This is a genomic window from Mesorhizobium sp. ES1-3 (assembly GCF_020164795.1).
Lineage (GTDB): Bacteria > Pseudomonadota > Alphaproteobacteria > Rhizobiales > Rhizobiaceae > Mesorhizobium.
Genome location: NZ_JAIUGW010000045.1, coordinates 1 through 15,087, shown reverse-complemented (window position 1 = coordinate 15,087; position 15,087 = coordinate 1). Strand labels below are relative to the sequence as shown.

Sequence of the window (15,087 nt, the reverse complement as noted above, 5' to 3'; positions counted from 1 at the left end):
CTGCAATCTCGCCGTCTCAAACAAGCGGGAGGGGGAAAAAAGAATCCTTGGCCCGCCGCCCCAACCGAGCCTACCCGCCGTCAGGCAAGCCATCCTCACCGCGCTCGCGCAGCCGCCCCCAATCCGTTGTCCCCACTGCCGCAGAACCCTCTCTGCTAAAGATCTGCCAAAGTAGTGCTAGAACTTCGTCACCACGCCGATGCCGATGCCCTCGAAACCGCCCATCGCCATCAAGGCTGCGGGCGCCTCGTCAAGGCTGATCTTCTTGCCGACCAGCAGTTCGGGCTTGAGTTGGCCGTGGCGGATCATCTCCATCATCGCGGGGTAGCGATAGGCCTGCATACCGTGACTGCCGAGGATTTCGAGTTCGAAGGCGATCACCTTGTCCATCGGCACTTGCGGGCGGGCGTGCTCGCCCAGCATCAGGCCGACCTGCACGTGACGGCCGCGCCGGCGCAGATTGGCGATCGAGTTGAAGGACGTCGTGGGGTGGCCCAGCGCGTCCATCGACATGTGAGCGCCGCCATTGGTGATCTGCTTGACCGCCTTGACCACGTTCGGCGTCGTGGAAGCGTTGATCGTCGCCACGGCACCGATCTTTTTGGCGAAGTCCAGCTTTTCCTCGGTGAGATCGATGGCGATGACATTGGCGCCCATCGAACTGGCGATCATGATCGCCGACAGGCCGACGCCGCCGCAGCCATGCACCGCCACCCATTCACCCGGCGTCACACGGCCCTGGTCGACGATGGCGCGGAACGAGGTGACGAAACGGCAGCCGAGGCTGGCGGCGGTGGCGAATTCCATTTCGTCGGGCAGGCGCACCAGATTGGTGTCGGCGTGTTCGATGGCGACATATTCGGCGAATGAGCCCCAGGCGTTGAAGCCAGGCTGGGATTGGTGCTCGCAGACCTGATGATTGCCTGATGTGCATTCGAAGCAGTGGCCGCAACCGACGGCAAACGGCACGGTGACGCGTTCGCCCGCCTTCCAGCGGGTGACGTGCTTGCCGGCGGCGACAACGACGCCGGCAAGTTCGTGACCCGGCACGTGCGGTAGGCGGATATCGGCGTCATGGCCCATCCATCCGTGCCAGTCGCTGCGGCAGAGCCCCGTCGCCTCGACCTTGATGACGACGCCATCGGCGACCGGCTTCGGATCGGGCACGGTCTGGATGGTCGGGGCTTCGCCGAATTTCTCGAAGACGACGGCTTTCATCGGTCACTCCACCCTTGAGACGGCGCGCATTAAGGGAAACGATAGCCGATTCCTTGACCGGTCAAGCGGAAATCGTTTCCGCGATGCCAACGGAGTAGGCGAATGGCGGTTCGTCGTCTTCCTCCAGCACATAGAGGATGTGGCAGCCATACGCCTCGATATAGGCCAGCGCCTTTGCCTCGTCGGCATCGGTGGCTTCTCTATTCGGCATCGATCTGGTTCTGTGGCGCGGCTTTCTGGAAGGCCGGCAGCACCATGCAGGCGGCGTTGATGCGCGAAATCGTCGGATAGGGCGCCATATCGACGCCGAAGCGGGCATTGCTGGTGACTTGCGCGGCAAGGCAGATGTCGGCCAGCCCCGGCGTGTCGCCGTGACAGAATGCGCCGGTTTCGGGCGAAGCCGTCAGCAATTGCTCGAGCGGCGCAAAACCCTCATTGACCCAATGCCGGAACCAGTTGGCGACATCCTGGTCGCCGGCGCCGAACAGGGTGCGCAGCGAGGTCAGCACGCGCAGATTGTTCACCGGGTGGATGTCGCAGGCGATGATCTGCGCCAGCATCCTGACCCGCGCCCTGCCAAGCGGGTCTTTCGGCAGCAGCGGGGGTTCCGGCGTGGTCTCGTCGAGGAATTCGATGATCGCCAGCGATTGCGTCAGCAGCGTGCCGTCGCTCCAGATCAGCGCCGGCACCAGCCCCTGCGGATTGACCGCGAGATAGGATGGGTCCAGATGCTCGCCATGGCGCAGGTGATGCGGGATGTAGCCATAGCCCACCCCCTTCATCTCCAGGGCGATCCGCACCCGGTGCGAAGTAGAGGAGCGGAAGTAGTTGTGCAGGACAATGTCGCTCATGACTTCGGCTGGCCGATGGTCACTTCGATCGTGCCGATGCCGTCGACGCCGCCTGATATCGTCTCGCCCGGCTTGACCGCGCCGACACCGGCGGGCGTACCGGTGAAGATAAGGTCACCCGCCTGCAATTCCACGCCTTCGCTGCAGATCGAGACGATGTCCGATATCGGCCAGATCAATTCGGCGAGGTCGGCATCCTGTTTCACCGCGCCGTCGACGGCGAGCCAGATACGTCCCTTCGCCGGGTGCCCGGATTTCCGCGCGGCAACCAGCGGGCCGCAAGGCGCGGAACGGTCGAACGCCTTCGACCAGTCCCAGGGCCGGGCCGCCTTCTTGGCGGCATCCTGCAGGTCGCGGCGGGTGAGGTCGATGCCGACGGCATAGCCCCAGACATGGTCCAGCGCCTTGTCGCGGGATATGCGAAAGCCGGATGTGCCGATCGCGACCACCAGCTCGATCTCGAAGTGAAGGTTTTCGGTCAGCGGCGGGTAGGGGATATCAATGCCGGAATCGACCACCGCGTCGGCCGGTTTGGTGAAGAAGAAGGGCGGATCACGCTCGTCATTGCCGAATTCGCGCGCATGCGCCGCGTAGTTGCGGCCAACGCAGAAAATACGCCGCACGGCAAAGCGTTCGCCGGAACCCGCAATGGCGACAGAAGGCGTTGGCGGGACGGGAAGGACGAAGGCGGTCATGGCGGTCTCTGCGTTGACGGGAGAGTTGGCGGCACATTCGGCCGATTTCGGAGGGCGGGCAAGGCGTCGCTTTTCGTAAAACACGGGCTTTGCCGCTGCTGGATAAGGAATTCAGGCTTCCCATCATTTTTACAGCAATGAATCCCGTCAACAGGCGATAGACTATTTGCCAATAATCCGGTCACAGTCAGGAGACTATGGTGTGCCGGTAAACCGGAACGAGCCCTATGACAGCCCCTACCGATCGTGCCCGGTTCCTTATCATCGACGACCATCCGCTGTTTCGCGAGGCGCTGCACAGCGCCGTCCAAATGGCTTATCCCGAGGTCGATACGGTCGAGGCGCGCTCGATCACCGAGGCGCTGGACCTGCTGGCCGACGCAAAGCCATTCGACCTTGCGCTTCTCGACCTCAGCATGCCTGACGTGCACGGCTTCGACGGGCTGCTGCAGCTCAGGACCCGCTATCCGCGCCTGCCGGTGGTGATCGTGTCAGGCTATGAGGAGCCGAGAATCATCTCCGAGGCCTTGTCCTACGGCGCTGCCGGTTTCATCCCGAAATCGGCGCGCAAGAGCGATCTCGCCGCCGCCATCCGCTCGGTGATGGAGGGCGCGATCTATGTGCCGGAAACCTATGAGGGCCTGCCGCCCGGCGCCGACAGCACCGACCGCGCCGACATGCTCCAGCGCCTTTCCAAGCTGACGCCGCAGCAGCTCAGGGTGCTGCAGATGCTGCGCCAGGGCCTGCTCAACAAACAGATCGCCTACGAACTGCAGGTCGGTGAGACGACCGTCAAGGCGCATGTCTCGGAGATACTACGCAAGCTCAACGTCTACAGCCGTACGCAGGCGGTGATCGAGGTGTCGAAGCTGGACAATGCGGAGTTGTTTCGGGATCAGGCCGGATTTTGAGCGACTAACTCGCCGCCGGTCCCTAAGCCAGCAAATGCGCCAGCAGGGCGCGCAGTTGCGCGGGCTTCAGCGGCTTGCGCATCAGTTCGATGCCTGCTGAGCGGGCGGCCTTGGCGACGGCCTCCGAGCCGTCGGCGGTGACGATCAGCGCCGGCACGGCGCGGCCGAGATAGTCGCGGACCTCCGATATGGTGGCGGTGCCGAGATCGCCGCCGTCGAGATGCTGGTCGGCAATGATGATGTCAGGCACCCAGTCGGTATCGCCGAGCATGTCGAGCGCATCGTCGGTCGAGGTCGCGGCGCGCACGAGGCACTGCCAGCGTTCCAGCAGGAAGGTCATGGCGTCCAGCACCTCGGCGTCGTTCTCGACAAGCAGCACCTTGGTGCCGAACAGGCCGTAGCCGCGCGGTCGCTCCATGCTGGCGGCGCTGGCGATGGCATCGGCCGGTGCGCCGAGGCCGACGGGAACATCGATATGGAAGATGGTGCCGCGGCCGACCTTGGATGAAAACGTCACGGGGTGGCCGAGCGCGCCGGCCATGCGGCGCACGATGGCGAGCCCGAGCCCAAGCCCGCCGCCATCGAGCTCGGCATTGGCCGGCGAAGTGCCGCGATGGAACTCCTCGAACACTGCCTCGCGCTGGTCCTCGGGAATGCCGCAGCCCGTGTCGGCGACATCGATGCGGATCGTGTCGCCGCGATGGCGAGTGCCGACAAGGACGCCGCCCGAGCGTGTATAGACCAGCGCGTTGGAGAGGATGTTCTGCAGGATGCGGCGCAACAGCGTCCTGTCCGAGCGGACCACCGCATTGACCGGCCGGAATTTCAGCGACAGCCCCTTCAATTCCGCCACGGGCTGAAAATCCGAGCGCAGCGACGAGAACAACGCCTCCAGGCTGACGTCGCCGATGTCGGGCTGGACCACGCCGGCGTCGAGCTTGGAAATGTCGAGCAAGGTGCGCAGCAGGTCTTCCATCGTCTCCAGCGAGCGCTCGACCTGCCGCACCAGCTTTTTTCCCTCGTCACTGGTTTGCACCTCGGCGAGCGCCGAGACGGACAGGTGGGCGGCGTTCAGCGGCTGCAGCACGTCGTGGCTGGCGGCGGCGAGAAACCTTGTCTTGGAGAGATTCGCCAGCTCGGCGTTTTCCTTGGCGGCGCTGAGGTCGATGTTCGACTGTTCCAGCCTGCGCAAGGTCGAATGGAGTTCCTCGGTGCGCGTGCGCACCCGGTTTTCCAGCGAGATAGCGGTCTGGAACAGCGAAAAGGCATTGCCTTGCTGGTCCATCGAGCGCTCGACGCGGCTGACCAGGGCGGCGTTGATCTTCTTCAGCCTGTCGAGATCGTTTATGTCCCTGAGCGGCATCCCGGTTCGCCGCCTACTCAGCCGCCTGGCGATCGCCGAAGGCGATGCCGGTGAAAGTCTGGTTCAGGTGCATCGACCGGTATTGTTCGCCATAGGTGCCGAAGCCGACGACGTTGTTGACCCGGTAGAGCTCCGAAATGTCACGAAAGACCTGCCGGTTGCGCGCATCCAGCCGGCGCAGCACGCAGTCGAAGCCAAGGATCATATCGATACCGCCCAGCCTTTCCTCGACCTCGCGCAATGCCGCGCGTGTCGATTCGACCATGTCCTTGGGCTGGGCGATCGACAGCACGACGCCGTCGTCGATGGCGCAAAAGAACGACAGCGAGCCATCCGCATGCATCCTCTGGATCGAGCGGCAGTAATATTCGCCGCCCACCTTCACCACAACGGGATGCGAGGCGAAGCTCAGTGGTGTCAGGGTCTGCGGGACGATCCCGACCGAGGCGGCATATTCCTCCGCCGCATTGGTGGCGTTGAACTCCCGCACGATGCGGTGATCCGGATCGGACGCGGTCACCACCAGCTTTTCGTCGGTGGGAACGAAATTGTCGGTCTTGAAGACGTGGAACGGAATTTCCGTGGCGACCAGCACGATGATGGCGCTGTCCGAAGTGACCGCGCCGTTCGAGATCAGACGCGTCGTCTCGAATTTCAAATCGTCACCGGCCGAGCCGCCGAGCAGCGGTATGTCGTCAAGACCCCAGTGGATTGCCGAACTCACTGCTTCCTCGGCATAGGACAGCCCGTCGATGAAGCAGAGTGCGAAGGTGTTCTTGGTCCGCTCGCCGCCGAGCCGGGCGCGCAGCATGCGCCGCAGGGCCTCGACCTCTTCGGTGATCCTGTCCATGCCCGATGTCGACAAATTGTCGACCATGGTGCTGACCGCCGTGAAGGACGCCGAGGGCAGCAGCATCGCCAGCATATGACCTTCCTCGAGCCCCTGCGGCGTGATCTCGCCCGCGGTGGAGCAGCCGGCATGGTGGAGATCAGGCGCGCGCGTCGTGAGCGCCTGCGAGAGGGCGCCGGCCTCGACGAGGCTTTGGGAAAAGAACACGAGGGCAAAGCCGGCATCGATGGCGGCGGCCTCGGCGGCCACCGCGCGTGCGAAGACATCCGGGTCGGGCTCGTCCGTGGCGAGCGCCGACAAACCGCATGCGTAACGCGTCAGTGAACTGGTCAGCGGCGTTCTCCCGCATTTCCTCCGACGCCTTCTTGTGCGCGGCTTTTCAGTGCTTCTGGCGCGCGGGCGACGAAGGTATTGTTGCCGCCAAGAGGCGTTTTGGCAATGGGGCCGCAGGAATGCACTTTGGTGCCTTGGCCATGATCGAAAGTACAATGATCCGCCTTTTCCCTTGTGTTGTTTTTTGTGCGTTGTGCGGTGTACGAATAACGCATGCTGAAGTGCCAGCGGCGCATCGGCAGCGTGATGACCAAGATTGACACCCAGGGAGGGGTTATGTCGGACGTTTCGTTGATGGTGAACGGCAAGCGCGTCGGCGGCGCCGTCGAGGATCGAACGCTGCTCGTCCATTTCCTGCGGGAGAATCTCGGCCTGACCGGAACCCATGTCGGTTGCGACACCTCGCAGTGCGGAGCCTGCGTCGTCCATGTCGACGGCAAGGCGGTCAAGTCCTGCACCATGCTGGCGGTCCAGGCGTCCGGGTCGAACGTGGTTACGATCGAGGGCCTCGCCGACGGCGCCGACCTGCATCCCGTCCAGGCGGCCTTCAAGGAACATCACGGTCTGCAATGCGGCTTTTGCACGCCAGGCATGATCATGGCTGCAACCGACATGATCAACCGTCATCCCGAAGGCCTCGACGAGGCGACGGTGCGGGCAGAACTCGAAGGCAATATCTGCCGCTGCACCGGCTACCACAACATCGTGAAGGCGATCCTGGCCGCATCGAAGACGATGTCGAAGGGGGCCAAGGGCAAGGCGAAACAAGCAGCATAGGCAGTAGGCAGTAGGCAATAGTGAGTAGGGCAAACATCGATATGACCACGAGCCCTCCCACTACTGCCTAACCCCTACTGCCTATCCCCTAAATTCGGGAGGAATTTCCATGGGCATCGAAGGTGTTGGCGCTCGGGTCGCGCGCAAGGAAGACAAAAGGTTCATCACCGGCGCCGGCCGCTATGTCGACGACATGGTGGTTCCCGGCATGAAGCATGCGGCTTTCGTGCGCAGCCCGCACGCGCATGCGCAGATCAAGAAGATCGACGTGAAAACGGCTCAGGGCATGCCGGGCGTCATCGGCGTGCTGACCGGCAAGGAGCTCAAGGCCGACGGTATCGGCAACCTCATCTGCGGCTGGATGATCCATTCCAAGGACGGTACGCCGATGAAAATGGGCGCATGGTCGCCGCTAGCCGTCGACAAGGTCCGTTATGTCGGCGATGCGGTCGCGGTGGTGGTGGCCGAAACCAAGGGCCAGGCACGCGATGCGGCCGAGGCGGTCGACATCACCTACAAGGAACTGAAGGCCGTCGTAGACGCGACAAAGGCGCTCGAAAAGGGCGCGCCGCAGGTCCATGCCGAGGCCGAGAACAACCTGATCTTCGACTGGGAGATCGGCGATGCCAAGGCGACCGATGCCGCCATCGAGGCGGCGGCGCACGTCACCCGCATGAAGATCGTCAACAACCGGCTGGTGCCGAACGCCATGGAGCCGCGTGCGGCGCTCGGCCATTACGACAAGGCCGAGGATCATTACACCTGCTGGACGACATCGCAGAACCCGCATGTCGCGCGGCTGGTGATGAGCGCCTTCTACAATGTCGCACCCGAAAACAAGCTGCGCGTGATCGCGCCGGACGTCGGCGGCGGCTTCGGCTCCAAGATCTATATCTACCCGGAAGAGATCGTCTGCCTGTGGGCCTCCAAGAAGACCGGCGTGCCGGTCAAATGGGTCGCCGACCGCACCGAGAGCTTCCTCACCGACGCGCATGGCCGCGACCACGTCTCGACCGTGGAAATGGCATTCGACAAGGACAACAGGATCACCGGGCTGAAGGTCGACACGATCGCCAATCTCGGCGCCTACATGTCGCTGTTCTCGTCCTGCGTGCCGACGTATCTCTACGCCACGCTGCTGTCGGGTCAGTATGACATCCCCGCCATCCACGCCAATGTGCGCACCGTCTACACCAATACGGCACCCGTCGACGCCTATCGCGGGGCAGGGCGGCCCGAAGCCACCTATCTTCTGGAACGCACCATGGAAGCCGCGGCACGTGAGCTCGGCGTGTCTCCGGCCGAACTGCGCCGCAAGAACTTCATCACGACCTTCCCGCACCAGACACCGGTGATCATGAACTATGACGCCGGCGATTATGCGGCCTCGCTCGACGCGGCCATGAAGACCGCCGATTATACAGGCTTTGCCAAGCGCAAGGCGGACGCGGCTCGGAAGGGCAAGCTGCGCGGCATTGGCATGAGCTGCTACATCGAGGCCTGCGGCATCGCGCCGTCGGCCGCGGTCGGCTCGCTCGGCGCTGGCGTCGGCCTGTGGGAATCGGCTGAGGTAAGGGTCAACGCCGTCGGCACCATCGAGGTGCTGACGGGGTCGCACAGCCATGGCCAGGGGCACGAGACGACTTTCGCGCAACTGGTCAACCAGCGTTTCGGGGTGCCGATCGATTCGGTTTCGATCGTACATGGCGACACCGACAAGGTGCAGATGGGCATGGGCACTTACGGTTCGCGCTCGGGCGCGGTCGGCATGTCCGCGATCGCCAAGGCGCTCGACAAGGTCGAGGCCAAGGCCAAGAAGATCGCCGCCCACCTGCTCGAAGCCGACGAGGGCGACATCGTCATCGAGAACGGCGAAGTCAAGGTCGCCGGTACCGACAAGAGCCTGCCGTGGTTCCAGGTGGCTTTGGCCGCCTATACCGCGCACAATCTGCCGGCCGGCATGGAGCCAGGACTGAAGGAAACGGCGTTCTACGATCCGGCGAACTTCACCTTCCCGGCGGGCTGCTACATCTGCGAGGTCGAGATCGATCCGGAAACCGGAACGACCGAGATCGTCCAGTTCGTAGCGGCCGACGATTTCGGCAACATCATCAATCCGATGATCGTCGAAGGCCAGGTGCATGGCGGCATCGCCCAGGGTGTCGGCCAGGCGCTTTTGGAGGGCGCTCACTATGACGCCAGCGGGCAACTGCTGACGGCAAGCTACATGGATTACACCATGCCGCGTGCGGACGACCTGCCGTCGTTCAAGGTCTCGACGTCGAACACGCCATGTCCGAGCAACCCACTGGGCATCAAGGGCTGCGGCGAGGCCGGTGCCATCGGCTCGCCGCCGGCGGTGATCAATGCCATCACCGACGCCATCGGCATCGCCGATATCGCCATGCCGGCCACACCGTCGACCGTGTGGGCCGCGATCCGTGCGGCGAATGAGTGAGTAGGGAGTAGTGAGTAGCGAAAAAGGGTCCAGCTCCTGCGGCGGCCATTCCCTACTCACTACTGACTACTGCCTAACCACCTAGGGGAGGATCCCATGTACGCAGTCAACTACCACCGTGCCGCCTCGGTCACTGAAGCCGCCAGGCTCGTGAAGAGCGGCGACGCCAAGCTGCTCTCCGGCGGCATGACCTTGATCCCCGCCATGAAGACGCGGCTGGCGGCGCCTTCCGATCTGGTCGACCTGTCACGCATCAAGGAGCTGCAGGGCGTCAAGGTGTCAGGCAAGACGATCACGATCGGCGCTGCCACCACGCATTTCGACGTCGCCAATGACGAGAAGCTGCGCAAGGCCTGCCCGGCGCTTGCCCATCTGGCGTCGCTGATCGGCGACCCGGCGGTACGCCACAAGGGCACGATCGGCGGTTCGATCGCCAACAACGATCCGGCGGCGGACTATCCGGCCGCACTTCTGGCGCTGGGCGCCACCATCATCACCAACAAGCGCGAAATGTCAGCCGACAAGTTCTTCAAGGGGCTGTTCGAAACCGCCTTGAAGGACGGCGAGATCATCACGGCGGTCTGCTTCACCGCGCCGGCGAAGGCAGCCTACGAAAAATTCCGCAACCCGGCCTCGCGCTACGCGATCGTCGGCGTGTTCGTCGCCAAGGGCAAGGACGGCGTCCGTGTCGCCGTGACCGGCGCAGGCGACGACGGCGTCTTCCGCTCGAAGGAGATCGAGGCGGCACTTGCCAAGAGCTTCGACGCGGCTTCGCTCAATGGCGTGAAAGTGCCGGCGAAGAACCTGATGAGCGACATCCACGCTTCCGCCGACTACCGCGCCAACCTTATCGCGGTCATAGCCAAGCGCGCGGTGGCGGCAGCCAACGCCTGACGCAAGATCATTGCGGACACGAAAAGGGGCTGTCACGGCCCTTTTTCGTTCCTGGCGCTGTGGCTGCCCAGTTCCCGGCGGCGGCCGCGTCCCATCCTTGCTTGAAGCAATTGCGGCCCTGCTTGCCTCGGAATTGCACCAGCGCCAATCTCGCACTTGCACAAATATATATTGCACTGCAGTATGGGGCGGGCGGGAATGCGAGCCGGGTTCGGACTGCGTACCGCCGTGCCCTTTCGCATGCCAATGCGAAAGGATCGGCATGTCCGAAATTTCCGCGGCCCAATTGGTTCCGTCCCGAGCGATCGCCGACCGATCGGCCAGGATAAGACTGGCCTATCTCGATGGCTGGCGCGGCCTGTCGATCGCCCTAGTGCTGATCGGGCATTTTTTTCCCGTTCCCGGCATCAATCTGGGCGTGCTGGGCGTCGAATTCTTCTTCGTGCTCAGCGGTCGGCTGATGGCCGAAATCCTGTTCATCGAACGCTACCCGCTGAAGAAATTCTTCAAACGCCGCTTCTCGCGCATCTATCCGGCGCTTCTGATCTTCGTCGTCGTCGGCATGATCGCGCTCTCCGGCACGTTCATCGCCTTCAAATGGAAGGCGGCGCTGACGGCGCTGACATTCACCTACAACTATGCCGGAATTCTCCTGAACCGGGCCGGCGCACTCGACCACATCTGGTCGCTCTGCATCGAAGAGCATGCCTACATCATCCTGGCGGCGATCAGCGCAATCGTTGCCAGCCGCAGCCGTGTCATCCCGCTGCTGCTGATCCTGGCTCTGCTGGCCATGGCCAATGGCGCGGCTTCCTACTGGTTCCTGCACATGGATTATGAAACCACGTACTGGCGCACCGACGTACACATCGCCTCGATCCTGCTGTCGGTCGCGATCTGCCTGCTCAAGGCCGACGGCAAGCTGCCGGCCTTGTTGAAGGGCCCCTATGTCGCCGTTGCGGCGGCCATCGGGGCGGTTTTCCTGTTCACGGACTCGGTACCGACACCGATCCACTACCTGATCGCGGTGCCATTGCTTGCGATTGCCGTCAACGCGCTGGATTTCAGCACGCGGTTCTTTTCCGGATGGCTGTCATCCTTACCGATGACGACACTGGGTCTGTGGTCGTATTCGCTTTATCTGTGGCAGCAGCCCTTCTACAAATTCGTCTACGAGCAGGGCAGCAATCCATGGCCGATGCTGGCCGGGGTTTTTGCCTGCGCGCTCTGCAGCTACTACCTCATCGAGCGCCCATCGCGCGAATGGCTCAACCGCAACTGGTGAATGAGCGTCGCCGATTTTTCCATGTGGCCAGACGAGAGGCCGCACGGATTTTAGAATAGGTAAGCCGGCAGGTTCAGGCGGCGATCTGCCTGACGTAGTAGCGCACCGCCTTCTTGCCGCCATGGATCACCGCGTCGCCGACTTCGGCGAAGCCGAGGGCGGTGTGGAAGGCATCCGAGGCGGGGTTGGGCGGGTCGGTGTTGACCTCGCAGGTGATCAGCGTATGGCCAGCGCTCTCCGCATGGTCGAACAGGTCCCGATAGAGCCGGCGAGCATGGCCGCGGCCCCTTGCGTGCGCCGCGACGACTACGCGGTCGACATAGATGAAGCGTTCATAGCGCTCGCGGAACCAGACGAAGTTCGGGCTGTCGTAGTTTGCGTCCTGGTCGAAGGTCATGATGAAGGCTTCGAGATCGCCGATGCGGCGTGCATAGAAGGACTCGCCGAGCAGGAAGGACAGCCGTTCGGCTTCGAGCCACGACAATTCGGCGGCGTGCTCGTTGTTGAGCGCCAGAATGGCGGCTTCGTCGTGCTGCGCTATGCGGTCTATCGGAGAGGTCATGCCTTGGCCGCCGTGACTGTCGCCGCCACCAGCGGTGTATCGGTCAGCGTGTTGCGATACTCGCGGTCGAGATCGGAGCCGCCCATGCCGACCTTGGGATTGCGGTAGCGCATGGCGCTCGGCACGTCCTTGAGGGCCGCGAAATGCATTTCGGCCAATCCGGTTTTTCCTCGCACCTCGGCGATGTTGCCGAGATCGAGCCCGCCGCAGCCAAGGATGATGATGCGCTCGCCGGCCTGCCGGACCAGCTCCGCCAGCAATGGCAAGCCCTCGATTGCGGTGTCGCGCTGGCCGCTGGTCAGCACGCGGCCGACCTTGCAGCGGATCAGCGCTTCCAGCGCCTCGGCCGGATCGCGTGTCATGTCGAAGGCGCGGTGGCAGGTGACGTTCAACGAGCCCGCGGCCTCTGTCAATTCGCCCATGCGCTTCTCGTCGATGGTACCGTCGGCGTTCAGGCAGCCGAACACCACGCCGGGCACGCCGAGCTCGCCGAGTGTGGCGACATCGGCCAGCATCGAGCGGTATTCGGTCTCGCTGTAGAGAAAATCGCCGCCGCGCGGCCGCACCATGACGTGGAACGGCACGGTCGCCTGGTCGAGTGCGGCGCGCACCGTGCCGAGGCTCGGCGTAATGCCGCCCTCGACCAGGCTGGCGCAGAGTTCGACCCGGTCGGCGCCCGCGGCCTGCGCGGCCAGCAGGCCATCGATGCCTTCGACACAGATTTCAATCAGCGGCGGGCGAGTTTTTGTGGTCAAGGGGTGATCCAGTTCACGATGCTGTCGAGAGCCCTAGCACCAGGACGGCTGACGCGAAAGCGTGAACGCCGCGCCGCCATTTGGACCAGATGGCAGATTCCTTTCTTGACAGTCGCATAACCGCGAGGTTATGAGTGACGTATAGCTGACGGGTTATTGATTGCGCGTGCGTGGCACGACGACAACAACGAGAGGAGCAAGGCATGACGGAAATCAAATCGATCGTCGTCGAAAGGCTGATTCCATATTCGGCGGAAAAGATATGGCGCGCATTGACCGTGCCGGCACTCGTCGGCGAATGGCTCATGCAGAATGACTTCGCTGCGCAAGAGGGGCATCGCTTCACATTCCGTGCGACACCAGTTCCCGGATGGTCTGGCGTGACGAACTGCGTGGTGTTGAAAGTCGAGGCGCCGCGGCTGCTGGCCTACAGTTGGGGCGATGGGACGGAATCGGACAGCGGGTTGAAAACCGTGGTGACGTGGTCACTGACGCCCGAGGGTGTGGCGACCCGGGTGCGAATGGAGCAGTCGGGATTCCGGCCGGCCGACGAGCGTGGCTATGTCGGCATGGGAAGTGGTTGGCCGCGCATTCTCGAACGGCTCGAACAGATTACGGCAAAACAGGCCTGATACGCGGCAGGCAGCCAACAGTTTCATCAAGTTCGAAACCCTGGATGCGAGGCGTCCGGGCCGGGAAAACACGCCCGGAGAAACAATTCAAAAGGAGAAGAATCATGCGAGCAAGGATCAAGAACCCGGTGATGCTCATCCCCGGTTCGGTGCAGGCGCTGCTGGCGCTGGACAAGTCGACCGAGGCGGCCGACGTGCCCTATGTGACGCGCAAGCTCATTCATCTGCGCGCCAGCCAGATCAACAACTGCAGCGCCTGTGTCGACATGCATGCGCGCGAATTGAAGAAGGCCGGAGAAAAGGACGAGCGCATCTTTGCGCTGGCGGCATGGCGGGAGACCCCGTATTTCACCGATGCCGAGCGCGCGGCATTGGCGTTGGCAGAAGCCGGCACCAGGCTCGCCGACCGGCCGGACGCGGTGCCGGACGATGTCTGGGACGAAGCGGCCCGCCATTATGACGAAAAGGCGCTTGCCGCACTGGTCATCCAGATCGCCCTGATCAATGCCTTCAACAGGCTGAACGCAACGACCCGGCAGCCAGTTGGCGCCTGGGGCTAAGCGCCTGGTTCGAATGGTCCGCGAGGCAAGGGCGGGGGGCATTGCCTTTCCGCCCACTGGGCGGGGCATAGCCTTAGTGGCTACTGGCGCAATTCCGTATTCTTGACGCCTTCCTCGACCTGATCGATCACCAGGAGCTTGACCGGCCCGTCGCCAATGTTGGTGGCCTGGTGCCACTGCCCGATCATCTCGATGATGAAATCGCCTGTCTTATAGGTGTTGCTGTTGCCGGTCTCGACATTGGTGACCTTCAGCGTTCCAGCCTCGACATAGGCGTAGCGCGGGAAGGGGTGGCGATGGACCGGCAAGGTCGCGCCGGGCGCGATGTCATAGGTCGAGACCAGCACCTGCACGTTCTTCCGCGGCAGCGTAATCGGCTGACCAGATGCCGTGGTGGTGCGTGATGCCAGCGGGGTGACGATGACGGGGGCGTCGCTGCTGTCCAGTGCCAGGGCACAATTCGCATAAAGTGCAGCCGCGGCCAGCAGCATCGCTACCAGGATTTTTCGCATGATTCCTCCACGGCCGCAGCATTGCTCCGGAGATTCCCCATGTGCAAGCCTGCCGGCGAGAAATCGTCTCACGCTATAGGCCGGCGGCTTTCGGCTGCTCAGGTGGCCGGGCTTTCTTCGTCTGTGGCAGAAAAGTCACGCAACCCGGATATAAAGCGCTGCAACTGGCGCGCGCTTATTATCCAGCTAGGCGAAGCGTATCGTCATCTTGGGTAAAGGGGGCCGTTGACCGCACGCACGTGTCATTTCCTCCCATGAACTAGCGCCCGCTACGCAAAACGTGGCGGGCTTTTTCTTTACTTCAGGGCGTCAAGGCCCGGCGGCTTCGGTGAACTGACCCCCGAAAGTTGGACGCAACCTTCGGGGGTTTTGCATGTCCAGATTCAGCGAGCTTGAGAAGCGCTCGATTGTTGAGCGCTACTTGAGCGGGG

Annotated in this window: 17 protein-coding genes; 7 read left to right on the top strand and 10 right to left on the bottom strand. The window is 63.0% G+C overall.

Going from position 1 to position 15,087, the window contains the following annotated elements; all coding sequences use genetic code 11:
• Nucleotides 1-177: 177 nt before the first annotated feature.
• The 4 genes from LB536_RS30340 to LB536_RS30325 all read right to left on the bottom strand — a co-directional run bounded on the left by LB536_RS30340 (nucleotide 178) and on the right by LB536_RS30325 (nucleotide 2,764).
• Nucleotides 178-1,218 (bottom strand): zinc-dependent alcohol dehydrogenase family protein, encoded by a 1,041-nt coding sequence (locus LB536_RS30340; protein WP_224598953.1) that lies wholly within the window; start codon nucleotides 1,216-1,218, stop codon nucleotides 178-180.
• Between the two features lie 61 nt (nucleotides 1,219-1,279).
• Nucleotides 1,280-1,429, bottom strand: a complete 150-nt coding sequence (locus tag LB536_RS30335; RefSeq protein ID WP_224598950.1) for a DUF4262 domain-containing protein — start codon at nucleotides 1,427-1,429, stop codon at nucleotides 1,280-1,282.
• Nucleotides 1,419-2,069 carry a maleylacetoacetate isomerase gene (maiA, locus tag LB536_RS30330; RefSeq protein WP_224598947.1) on the bottom strand — a complete coding sequence of 217 codons (651 nt, stop codon included), beginning with the start codon at nucleotides 2,067-2,069 and terminating at the stop codon, nucleotides 1,419-1,421. Before maiA ends, LB536_RS30335 begins: the two co-directional genes overlap by 11 nt.
• Nucleotides 2,066-2,764, bottom strand: a complete 699-nt coding sequence (locus tag LB536_RS30325) for a fumarylacetoacetate hydrolase family protein (protein ID WP_224598945.1) — start codon at nucleotides 2,762-2,764, stop codon at nucleotides 2,066-2,068. Before LB536_RS30325 ends, maiA begins: the two co-directional genes overlap by 4 nt.
• A gap of 227 nt (nucleotides 2,765-2,991) precedes the next feature.
• On the opposite strand from LB536_RS30325, the gene LB536_RS30320 reads away from it, so the two are divergent.
• Entirely contained in the window at nucleotides 2,992-3,675 is a 684-nt protein-coding gene (locus LB536_RS30320) for a response regulator (protein ID WP_224598943.1), read from the top strand.
• Nucleotides 3,676-3,697: 22 nt separating this feature from the next.
• Here LB536_RS30320 and LB536_RS30315 read toward each other — a convergent pair whose 3' ends face one another.
• The 3 genes from LB536_RS30315 to LB536_RS30305 are packed head-to-tail and all read right to left on the bottom strand — an operon-like array spanning nucleotide 3,698 to nucleotide 6,475.
• A complete protein-coding gene (locus LB536_RS30315; RefSeq protein ID WP_224598941.1) occupies nucleotides 3,698-5,038 on the bottom strand; it encodes a hybrid sensor histidine kinase/response regulator in 1,341 nt (446 codons plus the stop codon).
• 13 nt (nucleotides 5,039-5,051) lie between these two features.
• On the bottom strand, nucleotides 5,052-6,188 hold the full coding sequence (locus LB536_RS30310) for an FIST signal transduction protein (protein ID WP_224598939.1): 1,137 nt from the start codon (nucleotides 6,186-6,188) through the stop codon (nucleotides 5,052-5,054).
• A 29-nt stretch (nucleotides 6,189-6,217) separates the two neighbouring features.
• Nucleotides 6,218-6,475 carry a hypothetical protein gene (locus LB536_RS30305; RefSeq protein WP_224598937.1) on the bottom strand — a complete coding sequence of 86 codons (258 nt, stop codon included), beginning with the start codon at nucleotides 6,473-6,475 and terminating at the stop codon, nucleotides 6,218-6,220.
• 22 nt (nucleotides 6,476-6,497) lie between these two features.
• Here LB536_RS30305 and LB536_RS30300 point away from each other — a divergent pair, with 22 nt between their 5' ends.
• From LB536_RS30300 to LB536_RS30285, 4 genes are all read left to right on the top strand, one after another.
• On the top strand, nucleotides 6,498-6,998 hold the full coding sequence (locus LB536_RS30300; RefSeq protein WP_140761480.1) for a (2Fe-2S)-binding protein: 501 nt from the start codon (nucleotides 6,498-6,500) through the stop codon (nucleotides 6,996-6,998).
• 109 nt (nucleotides 6,999-7,107) lie between these two features.
• A complete protein-coding gene (locus LB536_RS30295; protein WP_224598935.1) occupies nucleotides 7,108-9,456 on the top strand; it encodes a xanthine dehydrogenase family protein molybdopterin-binding subunit in 2,349 nt (782 codons plus the stop codon).
• Nucleotides 9,457-9,552: 96 nt separating this feature from the next.
• The gene (locus LB536_RS30290; RefSeq protein ID WP_224598933.1) at nucleotides 9,553-10,350 is read left to right on the top strand and encodes an FAD binding domain-containing protein; all 798 of its coding nucleotides are present in this window, start codon (nucleotides 9,553-9,555) and stop codon (nucleotides 10,348-10,350) included.
• A gap of 262 nt (nucleotides 10,351-10,612) precedes the next feature.
• Entirely contained in the window at nucleotides 10,613-11,635 is a 1,023-nt protein-coding gene (locus LB536_RS30285; protein WP_224598930.1) for an acyltransferase family protein, read from the top strand.
• Between the two features lie 73 nt (nucleotides 11,636-11,708).
• Here LB536_RS30285 and LB536_RS30280 read toward each other — a convergent pair whose 3' ends face one another.
• Together LB536_RS30280 and LB536_RS30275 are read right to left on the bottom strand one after the other, a co-directional pair.
• On the bottom strand, nucleotides 11,709-12,197 hold the full coding sequence (locus LB536_RS30280; protein WP_224598929.1) for a GNAT family N-acetyltransferase: 489 nt from the start codon (nucleotides 12,195-12,197) through the stop codon (nucleotides 11,709-11,711).
• Nucleotides 12,194-12,952, bottom strand: a complete 759-nt coding sequence (locus LB536_RS30275) for a copper homeostasis protein CutC (RefSeq protein WP_224598928.1) — start codon at nucleotides 12,950-12,952, stop codon at nucleotides 12,194-12,196. The genes LB536_RS30280 and LB536_RS30275 overlap by 4 nt, the downstream gene beginning before the upstream one ends.
• 203 nt (nucleotides 12,953-13,155) lie before the next feature.
• Between LB536_RS30275 and LB536_RS30270 the strand changes: the two genes are divergently transcribed.
• A complete protein-coding gene (locus tag LB536_RS30270; protein ID WP_224598927.1) occupies nucleotides 13,156-13,584 on the top strand; it encodes an SRPBCC family protein in 429 nt (142 codons plus the stop codon).
• Nucleotides 13,585-13,688: 104 nt separating this feature from the next.
• Nucleotides 13,689-14,144 (top strand): carboxymuconolactone decarboxylase family protein, encoded by a 456-nt coding sequence (locus LB536_RS30265; RefSeq protein WP_140761459.1) that lies wholly within the window; start codon nucleotides 13,689-13,691, stop codon nucleotides 14,142-14,144.
• Between the two features lie 80 nt (nucleotides 14,145-14,224).
• Here the strand turns inward: LB536_RS30265 and LB536_RS30260 are convergent, their stop codons facing one another.
• Entirely contained in the window at nucleotides 14,225-14,656 is a 432-nt protein-coding gene (locus LB536_RS30260) for a cupin domain-containing protein (RefSeq protein WP_224598926.1), read from the bottom strand.
• Between the last annotated feature and the right edge of the window lie 431 nt (nucleotides 14,657-15,087).

Excerpts from the sequence above, each read along its gene's own strand:
- LB536_RS30270 (WP_224598927.1), top strand. The coding sequence starts at position 13,156 with ATGACGGAAATCAAATCGATCGTCGTCGAAAGGCTGATTCCATATTCG.
- LB536_RS30295 (WP_224598935.1), top strand. The coding sequence starts at position 7,108 with ATGGGCATCGAAGGTGTTGGCGCTCGGGTCGCGCGCAAGGAAGACAAA.
- LB536_RS30285 (WP_224598930.1), top strand. The coding sequence starts at position 10,613 with ATGTCCGAAATTTCCGCGGCCCAATTGGTTCCGTCCCGAGCGATCGCC.
- LB536_RS30325 (WP_224598945.1), bottom strand. The coding sequence starts at position 2,764 with ATGACCGCCTTCGTCCTTCCCGTCCCGCCAACGCCTTCTGTCGCCATT.
- maiA (WP_224598947.1), bottom strand. The coding sequence starts at position 2,069 with ATGAGCGACATTGTCCTGCACAACTACTTCCGCTCCTCTACTTCGCAC.
- LB536_RS30260 (WP_224598926.1), bottom strand. The coding sequence starts at position 14,656 with ATGCGAAAAATCCTGGTAGCGATGCTGCTGGCCGCGGCTGCACTTTAT.
- LB536_RS30290 (WP_224598933.1), top strand. The coding sequence starts at position 9,553 with ATGTACGCAGTCAACTACCACCGTGCCGCCTCGGTCACTGAAGCCGCC.
- LB536_RS30335 (WP_224598950.1), bottom strand. The coding sequence starts at position 1,429 with ATGCCGAATAGAGAAGCCACCGATGCCGACGAGGCAAAGGCGCTGGCC.
- LB536_RS30300 (WP_140761480.1), top strand. The coding sequence starts at position 6,498 with ATGTCGGACGTTTCGTTGATGGTGAACGGCAAGCGCGTCGGCGGCGCC.
- LB536_RS30315 (WP_224598941.1), bottom strand. The coding sequence starts at position 5,038 with ATGCCGCTCAGGGACATAAACGATCTCGACAGGCTGAAGAAGATCAAC.
- LB536_RS30265 (WP_140761459.1), top strand. The coding sequence starts at position 13,689 with ATGCGAGCAAGGATCAAGAACCCGGTGATGCTCATCCCCGGTTCGGTG.
- LB536_RS30320 (WP_224598943.1), top strand. The coding sequence starts at position 2,992 with ATGACAGCCCCTACCGATCGTGCCCGGTTCCTTATCATCGACGACCAT.
- LB536_RS30280 (WP_224598929.1), bottom strand. The coding sequence starts at position 12,197 with ATGACCTCTCCGATAGACCGCATAGCGCAGCACGACGAAGCCGCCATT.
- LB536_RS30340 (WP_224598953.1), bottom strand. The coding sequence starts at position 1,218 with ATGAAAGCCGTCGTCTTCGAGAAATTCGGCGAAGCCCCGACCATCCAG.